Source organism: Streptomyces sp. NPDC001493 (assembly GCF_053597235.1).
Genome location: NZ_JBSFHV010000010.1, coordinates 61,092 through 86,376, shown reverse-complemented (window position 1 = coordinate 86,376; position 25,285 = coordinate 61,092). Strand labels below are relative to the sequence as shown.

The 25,285-nt window shown below is 74.5% G+C and carries 7 protein-coding genes and 1 pseudogene; 4 read left to right on the top strand and 4 right to left on the bottom strand.

What is annotated here, in order from left to right:
* Positions 1–127 precede the first annotated feature (127 nt).
* Complete coding sequence (locus ACWCWD_RS16475) at positions 128–1,003, bottom strand: maleylpyruvate isomerase family mycothiol-dependent enzyme (protein ID WP_450773501.1); 876 nt, start codon at positions 1,001–1,003, stop codon at positions 128–130.
* Positions 1,004–1,173: 170 nt separating this feature from the next.
* Here ACWCWD_RS16475 and ACWCWD_RS16470 point away from each other — a divergent pair, with 170 nt between their 5' ends.
* Both ACWCWD_RS16470 and ACWCWD_RS16465 read left to right on the top strand, forming a co-directional pair.
* On the top strand, positions 1,174–2,169 hold the full coding sequence (locus tag ACWCWD_RS16470; RefSeq protein WP_450773500.1) for a GNAT family N-acetyltransferase: 996 nt from the start codon (positions 1,174–1,176) through the stop codon (positions 2,167–2,169).
* 562 nt (positions 2,170–2,731) lie between these two features.
* Positions 2,732–3,577 carry an SDR family NAD(P)-dependent oxidoreductase gene (locus ACWCWD_RS16465; protein WP_450773499.1) on the top strand — a complete coding sequence of 282 codons (846 nt, stop codon included), beginning with the start codon at positions 2,732–2,734 and terminating at the stop codon, positions 3,575–3,577.
* Between the two features lie 9 nt (positions 3,578–3,586).
* Here ACWCWD_RS16465 and ACWCWD_RS16460 read toward each other — a convergent pair whose 3' ends face one another.
* From ACWCWD_RS16460 to ccrA, 3 genes are all read right to left on the bottom strand, one after another.
* Positions 3,587–4,594, bottom strand: coding sequence for a beta-ketoacyl-ACP synthase III (locus ACWCWD_RS16460; protein WP_450773498.1), 1,008 nt, complete (start codon positions 4,592–4,594; stop codon positions 3,587–3,589).
* Positions 4,594–6,480 carry a fatty acyl-AMP ligase gene (locus ACWCWD_RS16455; protein ID WP_450773497.1) on the bottom strand — a complete coding sequence of 629 codons (1,887 nt, stop codon included), beginning with the start codon at positions 6,478–6,480 and terminating at the stop codon, positions 4,594–4,596. The genes ACWCWD_RS16460 and ACWCWD_RS16455 overlap by 1 nt, the downstream gene beginning before the upstream one ends.
* Positions 6,481–6,632: 152 nt before the next feature.
* On the bottom strand, positions 6,633–7,988 hold the full coding sequence (ccrA, locus tag ACWCWD_RS16450; protein WP_450773496.1) for a crotonyl-CoA carboxylase/reductase: 1,356 nt from the start codon (positions 7,986–7,988) through the stop codon (positions 6,633–6,635).
* A gap of 393 nt (positions 7,989–8,381) precedes the next feature.
* On the opposite strand from ccrA, the gene ACWCWD_RS16445 reads away from it, so the two are divergent.
* Entirely contained in the window at positions 8,382–16,634 is an 8,253-nt protein-coding gene (locus ACWCWD_RS16445; RefSeq protein WP_450773495.1) for a type I polyketide synthase, read from the top strand.
* Between the two features lie 189 nt (positions 16,635–16,823).
* Positions 16,824–25,271: pseudogene (locus ACWCWD_RS16440) on the top strand (type I polyketide synthase); the annotation flags it as partial.
* Positions 25,272–25,285: the final 14 nt, after the last annotated feature.

The following is a 25,285-nucleotide window of genomic DNA, read 5'->3' as shown; positions in this document are numbered from 1 at the left end:
CGGCGTCCCACTCCGCTCGCAGCCGGTCGAGGTGCGACTCGGGGCCCCGAGTGCCCGGCACGATCCGCCCGGCGGCCTGGTCCCACTCCGCAGCGGGCCCAGGCCGTGTTGTGAACGTAGCGCCCATTCACGGCGCGGTGAACAGGGCCGGGAAACGGGGCCCGAGCCACGGCTTGCGCCCCCGGGCGAACACCTGTCCCAGGGCCATGGCCCGCCACGGATCGCGGCGCCCCAGCGCGATGAGGAGGAAGGCGACGGGGTCGATGAGGATGCTGCAGTCCGCCCGTTCCGGTGGCCCGGCCGTGACGGTCACCGCGCTGTCGGCCAGGGTGACCCCGAACACCGGCCCACCACCGCGCAGCCGTACGGAGTACCGGGCCGAGAAGCGGGCGGTGGCGGCCGGGTCGGCGACACGCGGCATGACGTCGAGCATGAACGGCATGCACAGGCCCACGCGGGCGCCGTCGACCATGTGCGGGCGGCGCAGCGCGCGGGCGAGGTCGTAACCGTGGCCCAGCATGTGCGTCAGCAGATAGGACCCGAGTACGGCCCGGTTCATGGGGCCCAGCGGCGTGACCAGCGCCGGGCCGTCGCCCCCGTCGGCCGAGGCCGCCCCGGCCGCGACCCGGTCCACGGCGGCCAGGAACGCCTCGGCCTGCTCCGTGATCATCGCCGCCAGCGGCTCCGCCCCACGTTCCCCGAAGGCGGCGAGGGACCGCGCGTTGGCCGGGGCCAGACTCTGCGGTGTACCGTCCCCGTACGGGCGTTCGCGACCGGCCGCCAGGTCCGCCATCAGTTCGTTGGCCAGCGCCAGATGGGCCGCCGCCTCGCCGACCGTCCACTCGGAACCGGGCACCGAGGCCGAGGTGTCGGGTGCGTCGCGCAGCAGCGCGGCGATCTCACCGGCGGTCTCCCGTATCGCCTGCCGGAGTGCCTCGGGCAAGGGCCCGTTCCCGTCCTGCCGCACCGTCGGTCGCACGCCGCCCGCTTTCGTCCCGCCCATCGCGTCCGTCGCGTGGGGTGCGGGGAACCCAACCAGACCCGGGGACGCGGGACAAGCCTCCCCACGTATCCGCCTGCCGTGGAAAACGGGTTCGGCCGCCCGAGCGGTACGCCGTACGCTTCCATGACGGACAAGCGCACCGAGGGGCCGACGCGACAGGGGGCCGGGGCATGGGCGGGAACGACGGCATCGGCCCCGGGGTATCGCCACTGCCGCCGGGCTACGTCTTCCGGCCGTACCGCGGTTCCGAGGACCACGGTGCGATGGCCGCCGTACGGCTGGGCTGCGTGGCGCGGGACCGGGTGGACGCCCGCTCGGTCGTGGAAGGAATCCCGACGGCGGCCGAACTCGCCGCATCCTGCGCGGAACTGGACGACCCGCAGCGGAACCAGCTTCTGGTGGAGCACGGCGGGAGCGTCGTCGGGTACGCGACGATCAGGTGGTGGCAGGAGCGGGACGGGACATGGCTGTACCTGCACCGCGGCCATCTGCTTCCCGACCATCGGGGTCGTGGGGTCGGCTCGGCCATGATCGACCGGGCGGAAGCCCGGATCCGCCGGCTCGTGCGGCAGCACGGAACCGCGCCCAGGGCCGTGTTCGGCGCGAACGCCACGGCCTCGGAGCAGGACGCGACGGCGCTCCTGCTCGGAGCCGGATACCTGCGTGTGTTCAGCCTGGTGGAGCTGGAACTGACCGACCTGGGCCAACTCCCCGACAGCGGCCCGTTGCCGGCCGGCATCCGTATCGGTGCCGTCGCCCGGAGCGACTACCGCGAGGCGTGGAAAACGGTCGTCGACTCGTACGCGGACGCCGCCTTCACCGAGAACTGGACCTTCGAGAGGTTCCTCGCCACCGCCGCCCCGGCCTGCTGGCGGGCCGCCCGGGACGGTGAGCGGGTCGCAGGGGTCGCCCTGTGCTCCCTCCGCCGCCACGACCCCACCATGGGCGAGGTCGAGGAGCTGAGCGTCCGCGCGGAGTCGAGGCGATCGGGCCTCGGGCGGGCCCTGTTGCTCGACGGACTGCGGTGCCTTCGCGAACACGGCGCGGCAAGCGCCCGGTTGTACACCGGGACCGCCAACCCGTACCGCTCCTACGACCTTTACGAGAGCGTGGGATTCCGGCGCCTGAACGAGTACGTCCGCTACCGCAAGGCGGTCGCCGACTGAGCGCCCCACGGGGGAAGGGCATCTCCAGAGCCGGGCACGGGCGGCCCTGGCTCTCCTCGCTCTCCTCGCCTCCCACCACGAGGGAGTGGAATCCACCGGCGGCCGGTCCTCCCGTGAGCCCGATCGCCTCCGAGTGACACGCAGGCCGCGGGTGCCGGGCCTGTCGAACAATCGGGTAGCGCCACGGAACACCGGCACGGACCCGGAACCGCAGGCCATTGATCAGCTTCGCCGGGGCCGGACGGAGGCCCCATGCCGTCGTGCCTCTCGGCAACATCAGCTCCAGCGCCGCCCATCGCTCGTTCGTGAGATCTCCCCGACCCATGAACCGGGATCATTGCAGCTCAAGATCAACTCGCGTTCTTGGAAACACCTAGGGGCCCCGGAAATAGGGGTTGGCCCCCATCGGGCGGCGGTGACACGGTGGACCGCATCCCAGGAGCAGCCCGCCCCGCACCGGACCCGACGTTCCGGTGCGGGACGGAGCCGTCCCGCACCCGCCCGTGTGGCCGCGCGCACGTACGAACCGGCGCGCGCGAACGCGCACTTCGCAGGAGGTCCCATGACCGACCGCCGTACCGTCCTCATCACCGGCACATCATCCGGCATCGGCCTGGCCACCGCGGTCGCCGCGGCCACGGCCGGCTGGAACGTCGTCGCGACCCTCCGCGACACCGGCAGGGCCGACGCCCTGCGCGCCGCCGTGGAGGCGGCCGGTGTCGCCGAGCGGGTCCGGGTCGCGCGTCTCGACGTGACGGACCCGGCCTCCGTCGCCGAAGCGGTCGCCGGGACGGTCGCCGCGTACGGGCGGCTCGACGCAGTGATCAACAACGCCGGGGTGGGGCAGCTCGGCACCGTCGAACAGATCGGTGTCGCGCCGTTCCGTTCCGTCATGGAGACGAACTTCTTCGGTGTCGTCGAGGTGACGCTCGCGGCGCTCCCGCATCTGCGCGAGAACCGCGGCAAGGTCATCGCCGTCAGCAGTCTCGGTGGCGTGATCGGCCAGCCCTTCAACGAGGCCTACTGCGCGGCGAAGTTCGCCGTCGAAGGCTTCCTGGAGTCGCTCGCACCGGTCGCCGCGAGCACCGGCGTCCAGGTGTCCGTGGTCGAACCGGGCCCGGTGGCAAGTGAGTTCGTGGCCTCCCTCGGTCCGTCCGTGCCTGGCCTCATCGAGGCTGCGGGGCCGTACGAGGCCGCGTTCAAGGCGTACTTCGGGACCACGGAGGGCCTCTTCGACCAGGCGCAGAGCTCGGCCGAAGCGGCGGCCTCCGTGGTGGACGTACTCACCGCCGAGAGGCCCGCGTTCCGGGTGCAGACCTCCGGCCTCGCCCGGGACCTCGCCGGGATCAAGCTGGCCGATGTCGACGGCTCCGCCGTCCAGGCGTTCACCACCCCCTGGCTCTCCTGACTCCCTCCGTCACGGAAGCGCCACCACCTGGGCCGCGTGCGCCAGTCCGGCGCCGAAGCCCACCAGCAGCGCCAGCCCGCCCCGGGGCACCGCGCCCCGGGCGAGCAACTCCTCCATGGCGAGCGGAATGGACGCCGCGGAGGTGTTGCCCGCGTGCACGATGTCCCGGGCGACCACCACATGGGGCGGTAGCCGCAGCGCGGCGGCCGCCCCGTCGATGATCCGCAGGTTCGCCTGGTGCGGTACGAACGCGGCCAGGTCGCCCGCGGTGAGACCGGCCGCGTCGAGCGCGGCCTGCGCCGTCTTCGGTACGGTCGCGACCGCCCATCGGAAGACGGCGGGACCGTCCATCCGCAGGGTGGGCGGTACGGCGGCCGCCGCCGTACCGACCGCCGGCCACGGCGAGGAGTGGGCGATGGCCTCCTGGCGCCCGCCCTCGGAACCCCAGACCACCGGCCCGATCCCGGGCTCGGTGGCCGGGCCGACGACGACCGCGCCGGCACCGTCCCCGAAGAGGAAGGCCGTGCCGCGATCCGTCGGGTCGACGATGTCGGACATCCGCTCCGAGCCCGCCACCACCACGTACCTGCTGCTGCCGGACCTGATCAGGGAGTCGGCCGCCGCGAGCGCGTGGCAGAACCCCGCGCACGCCGCCCCCACGTCCATGGCTCCCGCCGACTCCGCGCCCATCAGATGAGCGACCCGTGGGGCGGCCGGCGGCGACTGCTCCCGGTGGGACATCGAGGCCAGCAGGACCGTGTCGACGCTCGACGGCGCGATGCCCGCCTGGGCCAGCGCCTTCACGGAGGCGGCCGCCGCCATGCCGACGACCGTCTCGTCCGGAGCGGCGAACCGCCGGGCGGCGATGCCCGACCTGCGCCGGATCCACTCGTCGCTCGAATCGATCGGTCCCGCGACCTCGGCGTTGGCCACCACCCGGGCGGGCCGGTGGGCTCCGACCCCGAGGACCCGGGAGCCCGGGACGGCGGCCGCCGCCCGCAGCTTCGCCGCGCTCATCACGCCTCCGGGGCGGACGACGGGATCGTACGCGCCTGGAACTCGCCGTCCAGATAACGACGTCGGGTCTCGCGGCGCTGTACCTTCCCGCTCGACGTCTTCGGCAGCGACCCGCGGCGGACCAGCAGGATCTCGTCCGCCTCCAGCCGCTGCCGGTCGAGCACGGCGGCCCGGACACGGGCGTGCAGGCCCTTGGCGCCCCCGTCGCGCTGGGCCCGCCCGTCCGCCTCGACCACCAGCACCAGCCGCTCCGCCGCGCCGTCGTCCACGGAGAAGGCCGCCGCGCAGTTCGGCTGGAGCGCCGGATCGGCGCTCTCCGCCGACACCTCGATGTCCTGCGGATAGTAGTTGCGGCCCTTGCGGATGATCACGTCCTTCAGCCGGCCGGTCACGAACAGCTCGCCGTCGTGGACGAAACCGAGGTCGCCGGTGCGCAGCCAGCTGCCCAGGTCCTCCTCGCCCACCAGCCGCGCCCCGAAGATTCGCAGACTCTCCTCGGGGCGCCCGTGGTAACCGTCCGCCACGCAGGGGCCGTTGACCCAGATCTCGCCGACCGATCCGTCCGCCAGAGCCGTCAGCCTCTCCGGGTCCGCGATCCGGACCGCAGTGGCGCCGACCGTGGTGCCGCTGCCCACCGCGTGCACCGTGCGTGCGGAGGATGCGGACGCGTCGTCCTCGGGGGTCTCGGGCGTCACCGCCCCGGTGACCGGCTGGGCGCGGCCCTCGCGCAGCGCCCGGGCCGACAGGACGAGGAGCGTGGGCTCCCGGTCCTCCCTGCTGCCGGTTGCCTTCAGGGTGTTCTCCGCCAGCCCGTAGCCGGGGCACATCGCGCTCGACCGGAAACCTGCCGGGGCGAATGTATCGGTGAAGGCGCGCACCGTGTCCCACCGCACGGGCTCGGCCCCGTTGGCGGCGACCCGGAGCGAGGACAGGTCCAGCCCTTCGGACAGGCCGTTCTCGGCGGCGTCCCGCACGCAGAGTTCGTACGCGAAGCTCGGCGCGGCGGTGTGGCTGCCCCGGAACCGGGAGATCGCCTCCGGCCAGCGCGACGGCCGCCGGATGAACGCCTCGGGGGCCATCAGATAGGCCGGGATACCCGCCCACAGCGGCAGGACGATCCCGAACAGCATCCCCATGTCGTGGAAGAGCGGCAGCCAGTTGACCACGGCACTGTCCGCACGGCAGGGCCACAGCTGATCCGTCTCGGCGACGTTGCTGCGGAAGTTCGCGTGGGTGACGCGGACGCCCTTCGGGTCTCCGGTGGAGCCGGACGTGTACTGGAGCAGGGCGATGTCGTCCGGACCGGCAGGCGGTCCGGACCACTCAACCGTAGCCGGCCCGTCCGCCGCCGGTCCGTCCGACGGTGCGCCGGACGGACCGGCGGCGTCGAAGGCGTCGGAGGCGATGAAGGTGAGCCCCGCCAACTCCACCGCTCCGTCGAAGCGTTGCTCCAGATCGCTTTTGACCGCGGCCGTGGTGAGCACGGTGGTCGTGCCCGCGTCGTCGGCGATGCGCCGCAGCCGCTCCAGGCCGCGCTGCCGGGTCGGCACCTGGACGGGAGCGCCCGCGACACCGGCGTACATGCAGGCGAGGAGCGTGGAGACGAACTCCAGGCCGGACGGGTAGAGCAGCACGACGGCCCCGCCCCGCAGCCCTGCGGCGTCGAGCTTCGCGGCACGGGATCGAGCGGAGACGTCGAGTTGACGGTACGTCAGAGTCTGTTCGGGGACCTCACCGTTGTGGAGGAAGACGTACGCGAGGTCGTCGGGTCGGGTCCGGGCGCGCAGGCGCAGCACGTCGGGAAGGCTCGGCAGCTCGCCCGTCGTGGTGTCCGGGGCGAGGCGCCGGGAGGGAGCGAGGGTGGAGGCGGAAGCGGTGGCGGTCATGGGGTGTCAGGCCTCTCGTCGCTGCGGCGTCGTGCGCCGGTGCGTTCGGCTCGGGGCAGCACTCACGGCGGTGCCACGTGGTGCGGTGCGTGCTCGGCGCTGAGCACTCATGACAGTGGCGGCCGGTGCGGTACGTACTGCGGGAGGTGTGCTCACCGGACGAGTGCGGGCTGTTGGAGAAGGCCGGAACGCAGCGGGCCGAGCCGCTCCTCGCCGATCCGGGCGCGCAGTTGGGGGTCGGTGACACCGAGGCCCGCCTCGGGGGCGAGGGCGAGGACGCCGACCTTGCCGGTGTGGCTGTTCGTCTGCACCAGTCGGGCCGCCTCGCCGACCTCCGCCAGCGGATACACCTCGGAGAGCACCGGTGAGACGCTGCCGAGCTTGAGCAGCCGCATCATCTCCGCCGCCTCGTGGAGGTTCATCCCGTGACTGCCCACGATGCGCTTGAGGTTCATCCAGAAGTACCGGTTGTCGAAACTGTGGTCGTAGCCGGTGCTCGAACCGCAGGTGACGACGGTGCCGCCGCGCCGTGCGACGATGACCGAGATACCGAAGGTGGCCCGGCCGACGTGGTCGAACACGACGTGCGGGTCCTCGCCGAGCTCCGCCCGGATGGCCCGGCCGAGCCGCTTGGCCAGCTCCACCGTCCCGGCTCCGGCCGCCGGCTCGCCGCCGATGCCGATCTCCTCGCGGTTGATCACCACGTCGCAGCCGAGCTTCTGCAACTGCTTCGCCTTCGCTTCGGAGTTGACGACTCCGACCGGGATGCCACCGCCGTTCTTGACCAGTTGGACGGCGAACGCGCCGAGACCGCCGGTCGCGCCCCAGATGAGCACGATGTCGCCCTGCTTGATGCGGGCGCCCCGGTCGCTGACCAGCATGCGGTAGGCGGTCCCGCCGCAGAGCGGCACGCAGGCGGTCTCCTCCCAGGTCAGATGGGCCGGCTTGGGCAGCAACTGGCTCGCCCGCACGACGGTGTAGTGCGCGAGGCCGCCGAAGTTGGTCTCGTATCCCCAGGCCTTCTGATCGGCGCCGAGCATGCCGTCGGAGTGCGTCACCGGGTCCTGCTCGTCCACCACCGCCGCGTTGACGGCCACGTGGTCGCCCACCTTCCAGCGCCGGACCCCGGCGCCGGTGCGCACGATCACGCCGGCCGCGTCCGAGCCGACGACCTGGAACGGCTGGTCGTGACGGGCGTTGTACCCGCCGGTGCGGGCGTACCGCTTGAGCGCGTTGAACGTGGAGACGGGCGAGAAGGTGGCCGACCAGACGGTGTTGTAGTTGATGGAGCTGGCCATGACCGCCACCAGCACCTCGTCCGGAGCGAGTTCGGGCATCGGCACCCGGTCCACCCTCAGTGAACGGCGCACGTCCTTGTCGGCCACACCGTCGAAGATGCCGACGTCCTCCTGCCGGATGTGGGCGGCGGTGAATTCCGTGGGAACGGGGGCGCGCTCCAACTCCTCCGGTGAGGCTCCACGGAGAACGGCCTCGGTCAGAGAATCCATTTCTGATTCCTCTCGGATCGATGATGCGTGCAGCTGCCGAATTGTTTCCCGTCGACGCTACGGCGGGCCTTTTCCGGAACGGAACCCCTATTCCCCGTGCCCCTAGGGGGTGACGTGCGGGCGGGGCCCGAACCAGGGGCTTGGTGATGAAATACCAGGTCCGGGCGGAGTGATGGGGGTCATAGGGGGAGGCTAGGGGTAGGCGCGGTACGCCCCGGAGGCAAGGGTGGAGGAGGTGGTGCCGAGGCTTCGGCCGGGCTTTGCGACCGGCCTTCCGGAAACGGGTGGACTCGAAGGGTTCCGGCCCCGGAAGAAATGAAGCGCGTTCGAGAGAACCCGGCTGCTGATTCCCATCCACCCGGTGCTGAATTCCCGGACCGTGAAAGCGGACCCATGCCGCCGGAAACGCTCCGCGCGACGTACGAGAAGGGCTCGGCGATGACGATGACCAGTCAAGGTGCCAACCGCACGGCCGGCTCCGGCCACGGTGAGGGCCGGGCCGTCGCCGTGATCGGGCTGGCGTGCAGGCTGCCCGGAGCCCCCGGCCCCGATGCCTTCTGGGACCTGCTGAGCAAGGGCGCCGACGCGATCCGCCCGCTGCCCGGGGACCGCCGCCCGGCCACCGGCGCGGGGCCGCTCCGGAGCGGAGGGCCGGGCAGCGGCACGGACCGTGGCCAGGAAGCCCGTGCGCCCCGCGACGAGGACCTGCCCGGCGGCTTCCTCGACCGGATCCACCATTTCGACCACACGTTCTTCGGGATCTCCCCGCGTGAGGCCGCCGAGATGGACCCGCAGCAGCGGCTGGTCCTCGAACTCGCCTGGGAGGCACTGGAAGAGGCCGGAATCGTCCCCGGCTCCCTCACCGGAACGCCGGTCGGCGTGTACCTCGGGGCGATGGCGTACGACTACGCGCTGCTGCGCCACCGCGAGGACGCCGAGCCCGTCACCCGGCACACCCTGACCGGCCTCAACCGGGGCCTGCTCGCCAACCGGGTCTCCTACCACCTCGGCCTGCGCGGCCCCAGCCTGACCGTCGACTCCGCCCAGTCGTCCGCTCTCGTCTCCCTCCACCTGGCCCACCGGGCGGTCCGGGACGGCGACTGCGAGCTCGCGCTGGCCGGCGGGGTCAACCTCAACCTGGCGCCCGACAGCACCTCGGCCGCCGCCCGCTTCGGCGGGCTCTCCCCGGACGGACGCTCGTTCACCTTCGACGCCCGCGCCAACGGATACGTGCGGGGCGAGGGCGGCGGGCTGGTCCTCCTCAAACCGCTGGACGCGGCCCTCGCGGACGGCGACCGCATCCACGGCGTGATCCTCGCCAGCGCGGTCAACAACGACGGCGCGACCGAGGCCCTCACCGTGCCGAGCGCCGACGCCCAGCGTGAGGTGCTGCACCTGGCCGCCCGGGAGGCGGGCGTCGACCCGCACGAGATCCAGTACGTCGAACTGCACGGCACCGGAACCCCGGTGGGGGATCCGGTGGAGGCCGCCGCGCTCGGCGCCGCCTACGGCGTGGGCCGCGCAGCCGACGAGCCGCTCGTGGTGGGTTCGGTGAAGACCAACATCGGCCACCTGGAAGGCGCCGCCGGGATCGCCGGCTTCCTCAAGACCGTGCTCAGTCTGAAGAACCGGCGCATCCCGGCGACCCTCAACCACGAGACACCGAACCCGCGCATCCCGCTGGACGCTCTCGGCCTGCGGGTCCAGCGCGCCCTGGGACCTTGGCCCCGGCCGGACCGGCGGCTGATCGCCGGGGTGAGCGCCTTCGGCATGGGCGGGACCAACTGCCACGTCCTGCTGGCCGAACCGCCCCGGACCGTCCGCCCGTCACCCCGCCCAGGACCCGGGGGCGGCGCCACCACCGGCACGGAGACCGTCCTGCCCTGGACCCTCTCCGCCGCCGGTCCGGCCGCCCTGCGGGCCCAGGCCGGACGGCTCGCCGCACACGTGCGGGCCCACCCGGACGCGACTCCCGACGGCATCGGGCACGCCCTCGCCACCACCCGTGCCCTGTTCGACCACCGGGCGGTGGCCCTCGGCACCGACCGTACGAGCCTGCTGGCCGCGCTGGACGCCGTCGCCGCCGGTCACCACACCCCCGGCGCGGTGACCGGCCGCGCCCGCACGGCGGCCGGACCCGTCGCGTTCCTCTTCCCCGGCCAGGGAAGCCAGCGCCCCGGCACCGGTCTCGAACTCCACCGCACCACACCCGCCTTCGCCCGCGCACTCGACGAGGTGTGCGCCTCCCTCGACACCCACCTCGAACGCCCCCTGCGCGACCTCCTGTTCGCTGCGGCCGGCACTCCGGAAGCGGCCCTGCTCGACCGCACCGAGTACACCCAGGTCGCCCTATTCGCCCTCGGAGCCGCCCTCCACGAGGTGGCCGAACGTCACCTTCCGCCACCGGACTTCGTCCTTGGCCACTCCGTCGGCGGTCTCACCGCCGCATACGCCGCCGGGGTGCTGCCGCTCGCCGACGCGGCCGCCCTCGTGGCGGCGCGCGGACGCCTCATGGGCGAGGCCCGGGCGGGCGGGGCCATGTTCGCGGTGGAGGCGACGGAGGAGGAAGCGGCCCCGGTGCTCGCCGACTACACCGGGCGCCTGGCCCTGGCCGCCGTCAACGGCCCCCGTGCGGTGGTGTTCTCGGGAGACGCCGAGGCGGCCGAGGAGGCCGCCGCACGGTTCGCCGCCCTGGGCCGCCGCACCCGCGCGCTCACGGTGAGCCACGCCTTCCACTCCCCGCACATGGACAGCGCCGTTGAAGAGTTCCGGCAGATCGCCGCCGGCCTCTCCTTCCGGCCGCCTACCCTCACCGTCATCTCCGACACCACCGGACGGCCGGCCCGAGCTGACCAGCTGACCTCCCCCGACTACTGGGCCGAGCACATCCGACGCCCGGTCCGGTTCCGCGACGCCGTGCGCACGCTGGCGTCCCACGGTGTCACGGGGTACGTCGAGCTCGGCCCCGGCAACGTCCTCACCGCGCTGACCCGGTCCGTCCTGGCGGCGGACGGCGACACCACCGCGACCGCGGTTCCGCTGCTGCGCCCCAGGGCGCCCGAACGGCTCTCCCTGCTCACCGGACTCGCCGAACTCCACACGACCGGCACGGACGCCGACTGGGCAGGCTTCTTCGACGGCGCCGGCGGCCCCGAGCGCACGGCCCTGCCCACGTACGCCTTCCAGCGCCGGCCGTTCCGGTTCGCCACCTCGACCCGCTCCGAGGCCGTCGCACAGGACCCCGGCCCGGACGCGGAAGCGGCGCTCTCGACCCGCGCCGAGGCCGCCGTGCAGACCCCCGGCCGGGACGCGGAGACGGCGGCGGTGCCCGGCCGGGGACTCCCGCACCGCGAGGACACGCCGGACACCGCCGCCCGCACGGACTTCCTGCGGCTCGTGGTCACCGCCGCCACAGAGGTCCTGGGCAGCACCTCCACGGACGGGCTCGACACGGAACGTACCTTCAAGGCGCTCGGCCTGGACTCCCTGGGCGCCGTGGAGTTCGCCGACCGGCTCTCCCGGGCGAGCGGTCTCCGGCTGACGCCCACCCTCACCTTCGACCACCCCACGCCCCTCGCGCTCGCCCGGCACCTGGAGGCTGAATCCGGGGAAGCCGTACGGCAGCGCCGGGCGACCACGCGGGACGGCGCGCACGTGGATGTGTCCCCAGACCCGGACACCGACGTGTCCCCAGACCCGGACACCGGCGCGGACGACGATCCGGTCGCGATCGTCTCCACCGCGGGCCGCTGGCCCGGCGGCGCCGACACCCCCGAAGAGCTCTGGGACCTGCTGATCTCGGGCACCGACGCGACCAGCGGCTTCCCGGTCAACCGGGGCTGGCCCGAGGATCTCTACCACCCGGACCCCGACCGGTCCGGTGGTTCGTACGTCGGACGGGGCGGGTTCCTGCACGACGCCGACCAATTCGACGCCGACTTCTTCGGCCTGTCGCCCCGCGAGGCCGAAGCGATGGACCCCCAGCAGCGGCTGCTGCTGGAGACGTCCTGGGAGCTGCTGGAACGCGCCGGAGTGGACCCCGCCACCCTGCGCGGCAGCAGCACCGGGGTCTTCGTGGGCGCGACCCAGCAGGAGTACGGTCCCCGGCTGCACGAGACCACCGGCGACGGGGCGGGCTACCGGCTGACGGGCGCGACCGTCAGCGTCGCCTCCGGCCGGATCGCCTACGCCCTCGGCCTGGAGGGGCCCGCGCTCACCGTGGACACGGCCTGCTCCTCGTCCCTGGTGGCGCTCCACCTCGCCGCGCGCGCCCTGCGCTCCGGGGAGTGCGACCTCGCGCTGGCGGGCGGCGTCAGCGTGATGACCGCACCGGGCATGTTCACCGAGTTCAGCAGGCAGCGCGGCCTGGCCCCGGACGGGATCTGCAAGCCCTTCGCGGCGGCCGCCGACGGCACCGCCTGGTCGGAAGGGGTGGGGCTGGTCCTGCTGGAACGCCTCTCCGACGCCCGCCGGCACGGGCACCGGGTGCTCGCCCTGGTCCGGGGGAGCGCGGTCAACTCGGACGGCGCCAGCAACGGACTGACCGCCCCGAACGGCCCCTCCCAACAGCGGGTCATCCAACAGGCCCTCGAGGATGCCGGGCTGACCGCATCCGATGTCGACGCGGTGGAGGCCCACGGCACCGGCACCACCCTCGGCGACCCCATCGAGGCCCAGGCTCTGATCCACGCCTACGGGCAGCACCGCCCCGAGGGCCGTCCACTGCTCCTCGGCTCCCTGAAGTCCAACATCGGCCACACCCAGGCGGCGGCGGGCGTCGCGGCGGTCATCAAGATGACCCAGGCCCTCGGCCATGGTCTGCTGCCCAGGACCCTGCACGTGGACCGCCCCACGCCGCACGTCGACTGGAGCCGGGGCTCCGTCGAACTCCTCACCCGAGAAACCCCGTGGCCTGCCGTCGACCGCCCGCGCCGCGCCGCCGTCTCCGCGTTCGGCATCAGCGGTACCAACGCCCACCTGATCCTCGAAGAGGCGCCCGCCGCCCCGCCGGAGCCCGCCCGCGTCCCCGCCGCCCCCGGCCGCCCCGTCCCCTGGGTCCTGTCCGCCCGTACCCCGCAGGCACTACGGGACCAGGCCGTCCGACTGGCCGCACCGGAGAACGAGGACTCGGCGGCGGAGGGCCAATCCACGCCGGCCGACCCCGTCGAGGTGGCGTACGCGCTGGCCCGGAAGCCGTCCTTCGACCACCGCGCGGTACTGGTGGGCGGGAGCACCACCGAGCTGCGCTCCGCCGTACGCGCCCTGGCCCGGGGTGAGTCGGCCGAGAGAGCCGTGCGGGGACATGCCGCCGCCCACGGGCGGGTCGCCTTCCTCTTCACCGGGCAGGGCAGCCAGCGGGTCGGCATGGGGCGGGAGCTGTACGCGGCCCACCCCGTCTTCGCCGCCTCCTTCGACGCCAACTGCGCGGCGCTCGACGCCCACATGGCCGGGTACGCGTCGGCTCCGCTGCGCGACGTGATCTTCGGCGACCCGGACGTCGACGGGACGCCCACCGGCGACGGGGGCGAGCTGGACCGCACCCTGTACACCCAGCCCGCACTGTTCGCCCTGGAAGTGGCGCTCTTCCGGCTGCTGGAGTCCTGGGGCGTACGCCCCGACGTGGTGGCCGGGCACTCCGTCGGCGAGATCGCCGCCGCCCATGTCGCCGGGGTACTCGGCCTCGAAGACGCCGCCGCGCTCGTCGCGGCCCGCGCCCGCCTGATGCAGGCGCTCCCGGAAGGCGGGGCCATGGTCGCCGTGGAGGCGGACGAAGCCGAGGTGCTCGCCGAACTCGACGGACGACCCGAACGCGACGGGCAGGAGGGCGCCGTGGGCATCGCGGCCGTCAACGGTCCCGCCTCCACCGTCATATCGGGCGAGGAGGCGGCGGTCCTCGCGATCGCCGAACGCTTCCGCGCGCGTGGCCGCCGCACCAGCCGACTGCGCACCAGCCACGCCTTCCACTCCCCGCTCATGGACCCGATGACCGGCGAACTCGGCGAGGTGGCGGCAGGCCTCACCCATCTCCCCCCGCGCATCCCCCTGCTGAGCGCGCTCGACGGCGAACACTTCACCGCCGAAAGGCCGCTCGCGCCCGACTACTGGGCGGCGCACGCCCGGGGTGCGGTGCGCTTCCTGGACGTCGCCCGCCGTCTGGAACGCGACAACGTCACGACCTTCCTGGAGCTGGGCCCCGACGCCGTCCTCACGGCACTGACCCAGGAGGCCCTGCTCGGGGGGCGTCCCGAGGGCACACCGCCGCCCGCCCTCGCCTCCCTGCTGCGCCGGAGCCGCCCGGAGCCGGAGTCCCTCCTGACGGCGCTCGGCACCGCCCACGCCCGGGGCGCCTCGGTCGACTGGAGCGCCGTCCTCGGCCTGACCGGGCCGAGCCGGGTGGAGCTGCCCACCTACCCCTTCCAGCGCAGCCGCCACTGGGCCCAAGCACCCGAACTCCGCGCCCCCTCCGCCGTACCCGCAGGGGACGACCGGTTCTGGGAGCCCGTGGAGCGCCAAGACCTCGACGCCCTCGCCGACACGCTCGGCCTCCTCGAACCGGGACACCGCGAGGCGCTGGGCACCGTCCTGCCCCGGCTCGCCCACTGGCGGAGCGAGCGCGGACGGGCCGCCGAGGCGGACAGTCTGCGGTACCGGGTGCGCTGGCAGCAGGTACCGGACCAGCCGGCCACCGCGGCCGGACCGGCCCGCTGGCTCCTCCTCGTACCGGCCGGGCCCGCCGGTGGCGACCGCCCGTACGACGCCTGGGCGCCGCTCCTGGAGAAGGCCCTCACCCACAGCGGCGCGCGCGTCGACCTGGTCCGCGTGGCGGACGCGCGGGCGGACCGCGACACCCTCGCCGCCCTGGTCGCGGAGGCGGCCGGCCGGGCTCCGGCCGAGCCGGTGACCGGAGTGCTGTCGCTGCTTTCTCTGGACCACGGCACGGACCCCGGACTGCCGGCCCTTCCGCACGGCCTGGCCGCCACCACCGCGCTCCTCCAGGCTCTGGAGGGCAGCGCCGGGACCGGGGCGCCGCTCTGGGCCCTCACCCGGGGAGCGGTGACCACCGGCACGGACGACCCGACGACCGACCCCACCGGCGCGCTCGTCTGGGGGCTCGGAGGGATCGCCGCCGTGGAGAGCCCCCGATGGGGCGGTGTCGTCGATCTGCCCGAGCGCGTGGACGGCCGCGCCGCCGATCGGGTGGTCGCCGCCCTCATCGGAAGTCACCGGGAAGCCGAACTCGCCGTGCGCCCACAGGGGTTGCTGGCCCGCCGCCTCGTCCCCGCACCGTTGGAACCGGCTCCGGAAGGCCGTACGGGCGGCTGGACCCCCGGCGGCACGGTCCTCGTCACCGGAGGCACCGGGGCGCTCGCCCGGCACACCGCCGCCTGGCTGGCCCGCAAGGGCGCCGGGCATCTGCTGCTGGTCAGCAGGAGGGGTGGCGACGCGCCCGGCGCGGACGCCCTGCGCGCCGAACTCTCCGAACAGGGCGCCGAGGTGACCTTCGCTGCCTGCGACGTCGCCGACCGCGACGCGCTCGCCCGAGTCCTGGCCTCGGTCCCCGCCGAGCATCCGCTGACGGCGGTCGTGCACACCGCAGCCGTACTCGACGACGCCCTGCTCGACGCTCTCACCCCCGAGCAGGCCGACCGGGTCCTGCGGGTCAAGGCGCTCGGCGCACGCCACCTGGACGAACTCACCCGGGACCTCCCTCTCTCGGCCTTCGTGCTCTTCTCCTCCGTCACCGGGATCGCCGGCACCCCCGGCCAGGGCAACTACGCCCCGGGCAACGCCTACCTCGACGCCCTCGCCCACACCCGCCGCGCTGCCGGACTCCCCGCCACCTCGATCGCCTGGGGCCAGTGGGCGGGCGACGGCATCGCCGGGGACGAAGGCGCCCACCGCAACGCGCGGGGCGGGCTGCTCCCGATGGAGCCCGCACTCGCCGTCTCGGTACTGGAACAGGCCCTGGAGCGGGACGAGACCCATCTGGTGGTCTGCCGTGCCGACTGGCAGATCCTTGCCGCCGGTCGCTCCCACCCGTTGCTGGCGGAGCTGACCGCCGGACCGCCCACCACCGGGACAGCCCCGTCGGAGGAACCCGAACAGAACGGCCTCGTGGCGGAGTTGGCCGGAGCCGCGAGCGAACAGGAGCGCCGCAGGCTGCTGCTCCGCTTCGTGACGACCCAGGTCGGCGAGGTCCAGGGCGGGCGGCCGGCCAACTCGGTCGAGATCCACCGGGGCTTCAAGGAGCAGGGCTTCGACTCCCTCACCACCGTGGAACTGCGCAACCGCCTCAACCGGCGCACCGGGCTGAACCTGCCGACCACCGCGGTGTTCGACCACCCCACCCCGCACGCGCTGGCCGAGCTGCTGTACGAGCGGCTCGTCCCGGCGGGCCGGACGGACGGGGGCGCGGCGCACGAACTGGACGCGCACCTCGACCGGTTGGAGGCCCTCCTCGCCTCCCTGCCGCCGGGCGGACCCGAACGGGAGGGTGCGGAGACCCGACTGGCCGCCCTGGCGGCGGGCGGCCACGGAAAGCCCCGGCCGGCCGAGGGTGACGACCAGGACGTGGCCGCCGGCCTCTCCTCCGCCACCGACGACGAACTGATGGATTTCATCGGCAAGGAACTCGGCATCTCGTAAGGCGTGTCCCGGGCCGCCCCGCACGGCCCGGCACACGGCCGCCGCACGGGGGCGGCTGCCGCTCCGCAGGCCCGGCGCCGCCCCACGTACGACACCACGACGCACCACCGACCGCCCGGACCCGGGCGCTCGCCCCCTGCCTGATCCGCTCGGCCTTCCCAGTACCGGGCACTCCGCACGAAGGGTGGATTGATGAACGACAGCCGGATGCGGTATCTCCTGGAGCGGGTCACCGCCGAACTCCACGAGACCCGGAAGAAGTTGCGCGACGCCGAGGAGGGCGGCCAGGAACCCGTCGCCATCGTCGGCATGGGCTGCCACTTCCCCGGCGGGATCGACTCCCCGGAGGACCTGTGGCGGCTGGTCCTCGAAGGCGGGGACGTGGTGGGCGACTTCCCCGAGAACCGGGGCTGGGACATCTCGGCCCTCTTCGACGCGGACCCGGACCGGCCCGGCACCTCCTCCACCCGGCGAGGCGCGTTCCTCGCGTCCCCCGGTGACTTCGACACCGACTTCTTCGGCATCTCGCCGCGCGAGGCGCTGGCCACCGACCCCCAGCACCGGCTGCTGCTGGAGACGGCCTGGGAGACGTTCGAGCGGGCCGGCATCCGCCCCGACACCCTGCGCGGAAGCAGCACCGGCGTCTTCGTGGGCAGCAACGGCAACGACTACGCGCCCCCGGTCGGAGCGGTCCCCGAGGATCTGGAGGGCTACATCGTCGTCGGCAACGCGGCGAGCGTCGCCTCCGGCCGCATCTCGTACACCTTCGGGTTCGAAGGCCCCGCCGTCACCGTCGACACGGCCTGCTCCTCGTCCTCGGTCGCCCTCCACCTGGCCGTACGGTCGCTGCGCTCCGGCGAGTGCGACCTCGCGCTGGCCGGCGGGGTCACCGTCATGACCACCCCCTCCACCTTCGTGGAGTTCTCCCGCCAGCACGGACTCGCGGCGGACGGCCGCTGCAAGGCCTTCGCCGGTGCCGCCGACGGGACCGGCTGGTCCGAGGGCGCGGGGCTGCTGCTCGTCGAGCGGCTCTCCGACGCCCGCCGCCTCGGCCACCGGGTGCTCGCCGTCATCAGGGGTACGGCCGCCAACCAGGACGGCGCCTCGCACGGGCTGACCGCGCCCAACGGCCCCGCCCAGCAGCGGGTCATCCGGCAGGCGCTGGCCGACGCGCGGCTGACCGCCGGGCAGGTCGACGCCGTCGAGGCGCACGGCACCGGCACCACCCTCGGCGACCCCATCGAGGCGCAGGCGCTGCTCGCCACCTACGGCCAGGAGCACACCGAGGAAGCGCCCCTGTGGCTCGGTTCCGTGAAGTCGAACATCGCCCACACCCAGGCGGCGGCCGGGGTGGCCGGTGTCATCAAGATGGTGCAGGCCATGCGGCACGGGGTCCTCCCCAAAACCCTGCACCTGGACGAGCCGTCCCCGCACGTCGACTGGGCGTCGGGTGCCGTCTCCCTCCTCGACGACCACCGGCCGTGGCCCGAGACCGGGGAGCCGCGCCGCGCGGGCGTCTCCGCCTTCGGCATGAGCGGCACCAACACCCACATCATCCTGGAGCAGGCCCCCGAACCCGAACCCGAAGCCGAGCCGGAGCCCGGACGCGAGCCGGAGCCCGGACGCCCCGCCGCCGTCCCCCTGGTGCTCTCCGCGCGTACCCCGGCCGCCCTCGCCGCCCGGGCCGCCGAGCTCGCCGCGTACCTCCGTACCGGACCGGACACGGCCGCCGTCGCGCGTGAACTCGACGCGGGAAGAACCGCGTTCGAGGAGCGCGCCGTCGTCGTCGGCGCCGGTGACGAGGAGTTGCTCGCCGGGCTCGACGCGCTCGCCTCGGGGGAATCCGCGCCCGGGCTGGTGCGGGGCACGGCAGGGGGTGAGCGCCGCACCGTGTTCGTCTTCCCGGGCCAGGGCTCCCAGTGGACCGGCATGGCCCGCGAACTCCTGGACACCTCGACGGTGTTCGCCGCCGGCATCGAGGCCTGCGCCCGGGCGCTGGAGCCCTGGACCGACTGGTCCCTGACCGACGTGCTGCGCGAGGTGGAGGGCGCCCCCGGCCACGACCGGGTGGACGTCGTACAACCCGCACTGTGGGCGGTCATGGTGTCCCTGGCCGAGCTCTGGAAGTCGTACGGGGTACGTCCCGACGCCGTGATCGGGCACAGCCAGGGCGAGATCGCCGCCGCCTACGTAGCCGGGGCCCTGAGCCTGGAGGACGCGGCCCGGGTGGTCGCCCTGCGCAGCCGGGCCATCGGCGCCCTGTCGGGCGGCGGCGGCATGGTCTCCGTGGTGCTGCCCCTGCGCGAGGCCGAGGCCGCGATCGCCCCCTGGGGAGGGCGCGTCTCCGTCGCCACCGTCAACGGCCCCTCCGCCGTCGTGGTCGCCGGCGAACCCGCCGCGCTCGACGAGTTCATCGCGGCCGCCGAACGCGACGGCGTACGCACCCGCAGGGTCCCGGTCGACTACGCCTCCCATTCGGCGCAGGTCGAGACGGTCCGCGAGGAACTGCTGACCGCCCTCGCACCGGTCGCCCCGCGCGCCGCGACCGTCCCCCTCCTCTCCACGGTCACCGGGGACTGGCTCGACACGACCACGATGGACGCGGAGTACTGGTACACCAACCTCCGGCGGACCGTCCTCTTCGAACCGGCCACCCGGAAGCTGCTCGCCGAGGGCCACGACCTGTTCATCGAGACCAGCCCGCACCCGGTGCTGACCTCCGCCGTGCAGGAGACGGCAGAGGCGGCGGACACGGACGCTGTCGTCACCGGCTCGCTGCGCCGCGGCGAGGGTGGCACGGCCCGCTTCCTCACCTCGCTGGCCGAAGCGCAGGTCCACGGGGCCGCCGTCGACTGGAGTCCGGTACTCGCGGGCCCGCGCCCGGACCTCTCCGGCCTGCCCACCTACCCCTTCCAGCGGCAGCGGTTCTGGCTGGAGAGCACCACCGCCCAGGCGGCCGACGCCCCCGGTCTCGGCCTGCGCGACGCCGGACACCCGCTGCTCGGCGCGTCGCTGCGCCCGGCCGAGGGCGACGGGCTGCTCCTGACGGGCCGACTCTCCCTCCGGACCCACCCCTGGCTCGCCGACCACACGGTGCTCGACCGCGTCCTCGTCCCCGGCACCGCCCTGGTGGAGCTGGCCGTACGGGCCGCCGACGAAGCCGGTTGCGACACGGTCGACGAGCTCGTGATCGAGGCGCCCCTCGTGCTGCCGGCCGACGGCGCCCGCCAGATCCAGGTGGCCGTCGCCGCGCCCGGCCAGGACGGCCGCCGCGCGCTGACCGTCCACTCGCGCCAGGAGGACGCGGCGGACGGCGAAGGCTGGACCCGCCACGCCGCCGGACACCTCTCCCGCACGTCCCGCCCCGCGCCGACGCAGGGCGCGCCGGGCAGCTGGCCCCCGCCGGGTGCCACCGCGCTCCCGCTGGACGGCCTCTACGACCGGCTCGCGGAGTCCGGCGTCGCGTACGGGCCCCGCTTCCAGGGGCTGCGCGCGGCCTGGCGACTCGGCGAGGAGATCTTCGCCGAGGTCGCGCTCGACGGCGAAGAGGATTCGGCAGCAGGGGAGTTCGGGTTGCACCCGGCCCTGCTCGACGCCTCCTTCCACGCGGCTGCCCTCGTCACCCCGTCGCAGGCCGGACCGGACGAGGTCCTGCTGCCGTTCGCCTGGAACGGGGTACGGCTGCACGCCTCCGGTGCGACGGCCCTGCGGGTACGGCTCGCACCCGCCGCCGACGGCCGGCTCTCCCTGGACGCCACCGACCCGGCGGGCACGCCCGTCGTCTCCCTCGACTCCCTGGTCTACCGCCCGGTGGCGGCGGAGCGGCTCGCCTCCTCCGCCCCCGGGACCGTCGAACGGCTCCACCGGCTCGGCTGGACCCCGCTGCCGCTCACCGCCCCCGCGCCAGGGCCGCTCGCGGTCCTCCTGCCCGAGGGCACCGAACCGCGCCACGCGGACCCGGACGCCTCCGTCCGGTTCCGCGACCCCGCCGGTGTCGCCGCCGCGGTCCGGGCCGGCCGTGCCCCGACCGGGCCGGTGCTGTACGGCGTACCCGCCGAAGGGCGGCCGGAGGACGGCACGCCTCCGCCGAAGCATGCCCGCGCGAGCCTGGAGCGAGTGCTCGCCCTCGTCCAGGACTGGCTCTCCCACCCCGAACTGGACGCCGTCCCGCTGGCCGTGGTGACCACGGGCGCGGTCTCCGTCGACGGCGAGTCGCCGGACCTCGCCACGGCGGGCGTCTGGGGCCTGCTGCGCTCGGCCCAGTCCGAACACCCGGGCCGCTTCCTGCTCATCGACACCGACCCGGCCGGACCTGCCGAACAGGGCACGTCCCCCGGCCTCCGCGCGGCGCTGGCGACGGCCGTCGAGGCGGGCGAGAGCCAGCTCGCGCTCCGCGCCGGCACCGCGCGCACCCCTCGGCTCGTCGCCGCCGTACCCGACTCCGCACCCTCGACCAGGACATGGCGCTTCGGACCTCCCGGGGGCACGGTTCTGGTGACCGGCGGCCTGGGGCTCCTCGGCAGACTCGTGGCCCGCCACCTGGTCACCGAACACGGCGTACGGCACCTGCTGTTGACCGGTCGGCGCGGCCTCGGTACGCCGGGCGCACCGGAGTTCGTGGCCGAACTCGCCGCCCTGGGAGCCGAGGTGACCGTCGCGGCAGCCGACACCGCCGACCGGGACGCCCTGCGGACCGTGCTGGACGGCATCCCGGCGGTCCACCCGCTCACCGGGATCGTGCACGCGGCCGGGACCCTGGACGACGGCGTCGTCGCCTCGCTCACCCCCGACCGGCTGGACACCGTGCTGCGCCCCAAGGCCGACGCGGCGTGGAACCTGCACGCGCTCACCCGGGACGCCCCGCTCTCCGCGTTCGTGGTCTTCTCCTCGGCGGCGGGCGTCCTCGGCGTCCCCGGTCAGGGCAACTACGCGGCGGCCAACACCTTCCTCGACGCGCTGGTGGCGTACCGGCGCGCCCACGGCCTGGTCGGGACCTCCCTGGCCTGGGGGCTGTGGGACGAGAGCAGCGAGCTGACCGGCCACCTGGACGACACCGCCCACCAGCGCAACGCCCGGCACGGAACCCGCGCCCTCGCCACCTCCGAGGGCCTCGCGCTCCTCGACGCGGCCGGAGCGACGGACCACCCGCTCCTCGTCCCCCTCGCCCTGCGGCACGGCGCCGACCCCGGGCAGATCCCGCCGGTCCTCCGCGACGTCGTACGGACCCGCCGGCCGGTCGCCCGCCAGGCCGCCGCCGGTACGGGCGGCACCACCCTCGCGGCGCGGCTGCTCCCGCTCGGTGCGGCCGAACGCGAGGAACTCCTCTCCGATCTGGTCCGCGCGGAGGCGGCGACCGTCCTCGGCCGTTCCGACCGCGAGACCATCGCCTCCGGCCGGGCCTTCAAGGACCTCGGGTTCGACTCGCTGACCGCCGTGGATCTCCGCAACCGGCTGGGCGCGGCGAGCGGGCTGCGGCTGTCCCCCGCGCTCGTCTTCGACCACCCCACCCCGCAGTCCCTGGCGCGCTTCCTCCTCGCCGAACTTCTCGGCGAACAACCCGGGTCCGCTGCCTCCGCCCCCGTGGCCGCACCGGCCCCGGACACGGACGACCCGGTCGTCATCGTCGGCATGAGCTGCCGGCTCCCCGGCGACGTGGCCTCGCCCGACGACCTGTGGGACCTGGTCTCCCGGGGCGGTGACGCCATCACCCCGTGGCCCACCGACCGGGGCTGGGACAACGAGAAGCTCTTCGACGAGGACCCCGACGAGCCGGGCCGCACCTACACCCAGCACGGCGGATTCCTGCACGACGCGGCCGAGTTCGACGCGGGCTTCTTCGGCATCTCGCCGCGCGAGGCGCTGGCGACGGACCCGCAGCAGCGCTTGCTGCTGGAGTCGTCGTGGGAGGCGTTCGAGCGGGCGGGCATCGCCCCGGACACCCTGCGCGGCAGCCGTACCGGCGTCTTCGTCGGCGTGATGTACAACGACTACGCGTCCCGACTGCGGGAACTACCCGCGGAGTTGGAGGGCTACCTGCACAACGGCAGCGCGGCCAGCGTGGCGTCGGGGCGCATCTCGTACACGTACGGGTTCGAGGGCCCGGCCGTGACGGTGGACACGGCGTGCTCCTCCTCGCTGGTGGCGCTCCACCTGGCGGCGCAGGCGCTGCGTTCGGGGGAGTGCGACCTGGCGCTCGCGGGCGGGGTCGCCGTGATGGCCTCGCCGTCCGGCATGGTCGCCACCTCCCGGCACCGGGCGTTCGCCCCGGACGGCCGCGTCAAGGCGTACGCCGCCTCGGCGGACGGCACGAGCTGGGCCGAGGGGGTCGGGCTGCTGCTGGTGGAGCGGCTGTCGGACGCGCGGCGCCTGGGGCACCCGGTGCTCGCGGTGGTACGCGGCTCCGCGGTGAACCAGGACGGCGCGTCGAACGGCCTGACCGCGCCCAGCGGCCCCGCCCAGCAGCGGGTCATCCGGCAGGCGCTGGCCACCGCGGGCCTCACCCCGCACGAGGTCGACGCGGTCGAGGGGCACGGCACCGGCACCACCCTGGGCGACCCGATCGAGGCCCAGGCACTGGTGGCCGCGTACGGCGCCGGACGGCCCCAGGACCGGCCGCTCTGGCTCGGCTCGCTCAAGTCCAACATCGGCCACACGCAGGCCGCCGCAGGGGTCGCCGGGGTCATCAAGATGGTGCAGGCCATGCGGCACGGCGTCCTGCCGAGGACGCTGCACGTCGACGCGGCCTCGCCCGACGTGGACTGGGAAGCGGGCGGGGTACGCCTCCTCACCGAGGAACGGCCCTGGGAGTCGGACGGCCGGCCGCTGCGCGCGGGCGTCTCCTCCTTCGGCGTGAGCGGCACCAACGCGCACGTCATCCTCGAACAGCCCGCCGCCCCCGCCGAGCTTCCGGAGCAAGGGCCCGCGCCCACCGGCGCCGGCTCCCCGCTGCCCTGGGTGCTCTCCGGCCGGACCCCGCAAGCCGTGTCCGACCAGGCGGCGCGCCTCCTCGCGACGCTGGACCGCCCGGACCGTGCCCCGGCCGGCACCGCCCACGCGCTCCTCACCGACCGCTCGCACTTCGACCACCGGGCGGTCGTGGTCGCCGCGGGCCCGGGCGGCCTCGCGGACGGCCTGGACGCGCTCGTGCGGGGCGAACCCGCCGGGAACCTCGTCCGGGGAACCGCGACCGAGAGCGTCCGCACGGTCTTCGTCTTCCCCGGCCACGGCTCGCAGTGGGCCGGGATGGCCGAGGGCCTGCTCGACACCGCACCGGCCTTCGCCGAGCGCATCGAGGAGTGCGCCCGGGCGCTGGAGCCCCTGGTCGACTGGTCGCTCACCGACGTCCTGCGCCAGGTCCAGGGCGCCCCCACCCTGGACCGGGTGGACGTGGCCCAACCGGCCCTGTGGGCCGTGCTGGTGGCGCTCGCGGCCCAGTGGAAGGCGTACGGCGTGCGGCCGGACGCGGTGGTCGGGCACAGCCAGGGCGAGGTCGCCGCCGCCTGCGTGGCGGGCATCCTCACCCTGGAGGACGCCGCCCGGATCGTCGTCGAGCGCAGCCTGATCCTGGCCGGGCTCGTCGGGAAGGGCGGCATGGCCTCGCTGGCGCTGCCCCTCGCCGAGGTCGAGCGCCGGATCGCGGCCTGGCCGGGACGGCTCTCGGTGGCGACCGTCAACGGCCCCTCGGCCGCCGTGGTCGCCGGTGACGAATCCGCCCTGGACGAACTGCTCGCCGAGTGCGAGGCGCGGGGCGAGCGGGCCCGCCGGATCAGGGCGGCCACGGTCGCCGGGCACTCGCCGGTGATCGACGAGGTGAAGGACGAACTCCTCGACCGGCTCGCCTTCGTCACGCCCCGCACGGGCGAGGTACCGCTCTGGTCCACGGTCACCGCCGCGCTCGCCGGACCCGGGGAGCTCGACGCGGAGTACTGGTACCGCAACATCCGGCAGACGGTGCGGTTCGCGCCCGTCGTCGAGGAGTTGCTCGCCGAGCGGTACACCGTCTTCATCGAGGTCAGCCCCCATCCGGTGCTCATCGGCAGTATCCAGGACACCGTGGACGGGACGGCAGCCGCCGACGTCGCGGTGACCGAGACGCTGCGGCGGGACCACGGCGGACTCGACCGGTTCCTCACCTCGGCCGCGGTCGTCCACGCCCGGGGTGCGGAGGTGGACTGGTCCCCGGCGTTCGAGGGCCTGCTGCCGGGGCCGTCGGAGCGTGTGGAGCGGATCGAGCTGCCCACGTACGCCTTCCAGCGCCGGCGCTACTGGCTGGACGCCGGTACAGCCGCCGCCGGTCCGCTCGCCGGGACCGTTGCGCAGGCCGGAGCCTCGGACGGGACTCCCGGCCGCGGCCAGGACGGGGACCACGAACAGGCCGGGCCGGGGGCGCGGTTCGCCGCCCTGGCACCCGCCGCCCGCACCGAGGCCCTGCTCGACCTGGTGGTACGCCAGACGGCCGAGGTGCTCGGGCACGAGGACGCCGGGGAGATCGGCGCGGACCACGCCTTCAAGGGGCTCGGCCTGGAATCGCTGACCGCCGTCGATCTGCGCAACCGGCTGGCCGCCGCCGTCGGCGTGCGACTGCCCGCGACCCTGGTCTTCGACCACCCGACACCCGCCGCCGTCGCCGCGCACCTCGCCGGCCTGCTGCC

Excerpts from the sequence above, each read along its gene's own strand:
- ACWCWD_RS16445 (WP_450773495.1), top strand. The coding sequence starts at position 8,382 with ATGCCGCCGGAAACGCTCCGCGCGACGTACGAGAAGGGCTCGGCGATG.
- ACWCWD_RS16460 (WP_450773498.1), bottom strand. The coding sequence starts at position 4,594 with ATGAGCGCGGCGAAGCTGCGGGCGGCGGCCGCCGTCCCGGGCTCCCGG.
- ACWCWD_RS16470 (WP_450773500.1), top strand. The coding sequence starts at position 1,174 with ATGGGCGGGAACGACGGCATCGGCCCCGGGGTATCGCCACTGCCGCCG.
- ACWCWD_RS16475 (WP_450773501.1), bottom strand. The coding sequence starts at position 1,003 with ATGGGCGGGACGAAAGCGGGCGGCGTGCGACCGACGGTGCGGCAGGAC.
- ccrA (WP_450773496.1), bottom strand. The coding sequence starts at position 7,988 with ATGGATTCTCTGACCGAGGCCGTTCTCCGTGGAGCCTCACCGGAGGAG.
- ACWCWD_RS16465 (WP_450773499.1), top strand. The coding sequence starts at position 2,732 with ATGACCGACCGCCGTACCGTCCTCATCACCGGCACATCATCCGGCATC.
- ACWCWD_RS16455 (WP_450773497.1), bottom strand. The coding sequence starts at position 6,480 with ATGACCGCCACCGCTTCCGCCTCCACCCTCGCTCCCTCCCGGCGCCTC.